Source organism: uncultured Aquabacterium sp. (genome assembly GCF_913773725.1).
GTDB lineage: Bacteria > Pseudomonadota > Gammaproteobacteria > Burkholderiales > Burkholderiaceae_C > Aquabacterium.
The window spans coordinates 1-3,520 of sequence record NZ_CAJYGK010000108.1 but is presented as its reverse complement, the minus strand read 5'-3'; the positions used below and the strand labels follow the sequence as shown (position 1 = coordinate 3,520).

The window sequence follows — 3,520 nt, the reverse complement described above, 5'->3', positions numbered from 1 at the left end:
TCCTTCTCGTTGTTCGACGTGATGATGACCAGCGGGCGGTGGCGGGCCTTGACCAGCTGCCGCGTCTCATAGACGTAGAACTCCATGCGGTCGAGCTCGCGTAACAGGTCGTTGGGGAACTCGATGTCCGCCTTGTCGATCTCGTCGATCAGCAGGGCCACGGGCTGCTCCGATTCGAAGGCCTGCCACAACACCCCCTTGACGATGTAGTTGTGGATGTCCCGCACCTTTTCATCGCCGAGCTGGCTGTCACGCAGGCGGCTGACAGCGTCGTACTCGTACAGGCCCTGCTGTGCCTTGGTGGTCGACTTGATGTGCCACTGCAGCAGCGGCATCCCGAGGGCCTCGGAGACCTGCTCGGCCAGCATGGTCTTGCCCGTGCCCGGCTCGCCCTTGACCAGCAGCGGGCGTTGCAGCTTGAGCGCCGCGTTGACCGCCAGTTTCAGGTCATCGGTGGCCACGTATTGATCGGTACCTTGGAATTTCATGCGCAGTCTCAACCGGGTTGTTACTGTGTTCGAGTATAGGACGCCCCCCAATAATGGGTTTGTGGTTCGTGTTTTTCCCTGCGTCAGTAAATCCCTCACCTGCATGCCCATGAAAACACTGTCCGTGCTGTCTCCCGGCCTGTCCGGCCGCCTCGTTCCCCACCTTCGCCCTCTGATCGGCATCCTGATGCTGGCCGGCATGGCGACGGGCCCGGCCATGGCCGACGACACGCCCAAAGGCATCACCTCGAAGGTCGCCATGTGCATCGGGTGCCACAGCATCCCGGGCTACCAGGCGAGCTTCCCGGAAGTGCACAAGGTGCCGATGATCTCCGGTCAGAACGCGAAGTACATCGCTGCGGCGCTCACGGCCTACCGACAGGGTGATCGCAAGCACCCGACCATGAAGGGCGTGGCGGCCTCGCTGACCGATCAGGACATTCAGGACATCGCGGCGTACTACGAGGCTCACGGCAAGGATCTTCCCGGCGCCGGTGGCCGGGGCAGAGCACCCTCGCAGCAAGTGCAGGCCCTGTTGACCAAGGGCAACTGCATCGCTTGTCATGGCGAAGGGCTGAACAAGCCCATCGATGCCAGCTACCCCAAGCTGGCGGGCCAGCATGCCGACTACCTGTACGTGGCGTTGAAGGCCTACCAGGTGAGCGGCAAGGGACCGATCGGCCGCAACAACGCCATCATGTCCGCCCAGGTCAAATCCTTCACGCAGGCCGAGCTGAAGCTGCTGGCCGACTATGCATCCGGGCTGCAGGGCGATCTGAAGACCGTGCCCCAAGCGCGTTTCCGCTGAACCCGCGCCCCTGAATGCAGAACGGGCACTCCCTGCCAGGGGAGCGCCCGTTCCCGGACGTTCGCGATGGGCGTGACGCCGTCAGCCGTTGTCGACCACCAGCTTGTTGAGCGACATCAGTTTGTTGATGACGTCCGCATCGCTGGCGCCGCCCGGCAACCCCAGATCCGCACGGAGGTTGACGCCTTCCAGCACGATGCGTTGGTTCTCGGCCGCCTCGGTGGCCGTGCCCCCTGCAAAACCTCCTGCCGTGCTCACCTTGATGATGGTGCTGCCCGGTGTGGAACTGGTGTCGAAGTCCAGGTACTGCGTCAGGTTCGATGCGTTCTCGCCTTGCAGCAGGTCGCGCAGGTCGAGCACGTCGCCGCCGGCCGAGGCAGACCTCACATCGAAGTCGGTGATGGTGTCGGTGGCACGGCCTGCGCCCGCCGCCGGGGCATCGCCCAAGTGCCAGGCGAACACATCGGCGCCGGCGCCTCCGGTGAGCCTGTCATCGCCCTCGCCGCCCTGCAGCACGTCGTTGCCGCCGCCGCCAATGAGGCGATCGTTGCCGCTACCTCCCGACAACACATCCCGGCCCTCGCCCCCTTCCAGGGTGTCATTGCCCGAGCCACCGATGAGCGTGCTGCCACCCGCTGCGGCCAACAGCCTGTCGTCGCCGTCCAGCCCCATCAGCGTCTGGCCCGCTGCAGTGGCCGCGAACACGTCCGCACCGGCCGTTCCGACCGCATTTCCCGTGTCCGCGAGGACCTTGAGGTCGATGGCGGAAGTCGTGCTGGCCGCCACACCCGTGACCGTGTCGGTCGCCGTCGCCGTCACGCTGAGTGACAGGTCGCCCGTGAATGCCGCTGGCGGCACCACGACCAACGAGGTCAGGTCCCAATCGGTGACCATGGCGCTGTGGGTGCCAGCGGTCGCCGTGAAGGTGTGGACACCATCGGTGAGCACCGCCCCATCGGGCAGGCCGCCAATGGTGAGCGACAGGCTTTCCGGACTGCCACCGACGTCCACCAGCGATGCGCCAATCACCGGCAGGCTGACCTTGTAGCCCTGATAGCCGGTGTTGGGCAACAGGTCCACACGGATGTTGTCGACGAGGCCGCCGAAGGAGTTGGAATCCCCGGCCAGCAGTTCAAGTCGGTGCGTGCCAGAGGTCTCTGCCAGCAGGGTAAAGACGAAGTTCGTCATCGTCGTGCTGCGAGTGTCCATGACCCCCACCAGCTGTCCGCCCCAGTACACGTACACGGCGGAGTTGGTGGTGTGATCGCCTCGCGCGGCATAGTCCACCGAGAAGGTGTAGACCTCGCCCGCACGAGCCTGGATGTCGGTATGCAGGTTGCCCTTGTCACCAGCCGACCGCTCGAGTTCGAGCAGCTTGCCGCTGGTCGAGGTGACGCCATAGGTGCTCGGCAGGCCGATCTCGACCCGGCCGGACGCATTGCCCGTCATCAGCACGCCGTCGCCGCTGGACAGGGTCGAGGGGATCACGGCCTGCGTGTACCCGGCGCTGCCGAATGTGACCTCTTCGAAGTCCTCGAAGAGATGGTAGCTGCGGCTGTCGATGGTCAGCTTCGGCGCCGTGACATCGTCATCCGTGATCACGAGCGTGCCGGTGCTGCTTGTCGCGGTGAACGGGACCGGATCCGCGGCGGTCACGGTCAGTGAGACGGACTCCGAGAACTCGTGGGCCGTGTCGTTCACAATGGCTGTTCTCACCAGCACCGTGGTCTGACCAGCCGGCACAGTCACCTCGGAGCCAGCAATCCAGTCCAGCCCGCCATTGACGGAGAACTCGATGCTGCTCCCGGTCGCCGTGCCGTAGTCCACACCACCACCACTGGCGGCTTGTCCCGCGCCACCGTCGGACAGCGCCAGTTTCAATACCGTGGGTGCTGCGAGCGGATTCGACAGTGTCACCGTGAACACGCCATGACCTGCCGATTCAACCACCGTGCCGCCCGTCACCGCCAGCGTGGCACGATCGTCGTCCGGCGTCACGCCCGGGGGGACGCTGCCCGTGCCATCGTCCTTGATGGCGGTGGTCACGGTGCTGCCGGCGCCCAAGGTGGCGCCCACCGGGTCGCTGAGCTCCACGCTGAAGGTCTCGCTGCCTTCGAACGTGTCGTCGTCGTTGATGTCGACCGTGATGGTGGCCGTGGTCTGGCCCGGGGCGAAGGTGACCGTGCCGGTCTTGCCGATGTAGTCACCGTCCTTGCCCGGCGTG

General features: G+C 65.3%; 3 protein-coding genes. 1 reads left to right on the top strand and 2 read right to left on the bottom strand.

Going from position 1 to position 3,520, the window contains the following annotated elements:
* Positions 1-488 (bottom strand): MoxR family ATPase (locus QZ709_RS13095; protein WP_294637726.1); only part of this gene is annotated, 488 nt, incomplete at its 3' end.
* A gap of 199 nt (positions 489-687) precedes the next feature.
* Between QZ709_RS13095 and QZ709_RS13090 the strand changes: the two genes are divergently transcribed.
* Positions 688-1,296: a c-type cytochrome gene (locus QZ709_RS13090; RefSeq protein WP_294637727.1), complete on the top strand. Its 609-nt coding sequence runs from the start codon at positions 688-690 to the stop codon at positions 1,294-1,296.
* An 81-nt stretch (positions 1,297-1,377) separates the two neighbouring features.
* Here QZ709_RS13090 and QZ709_RS13085 read toward each other — a convergent pair.
* Positions 1,378-3,520, bottom strand: a 2,143-nt coding sequence (locus QZ709_RS13085; RefSeq protein ID WP_294637725.1) for a type I secretion C-terminal target domain-containing protein, incomplete at its 5' end; no start/stop codon positions are given.

What these genes read in the sequence shown, in the direction of transcription:
- QZ709_RS13090 (WP_294637727.1), top strand. Translation starts at nt 688, where the DNA reads ATGGCGACGGGCCCGGCCATGGCCGACGACACGCCCAAAGGCATCACC.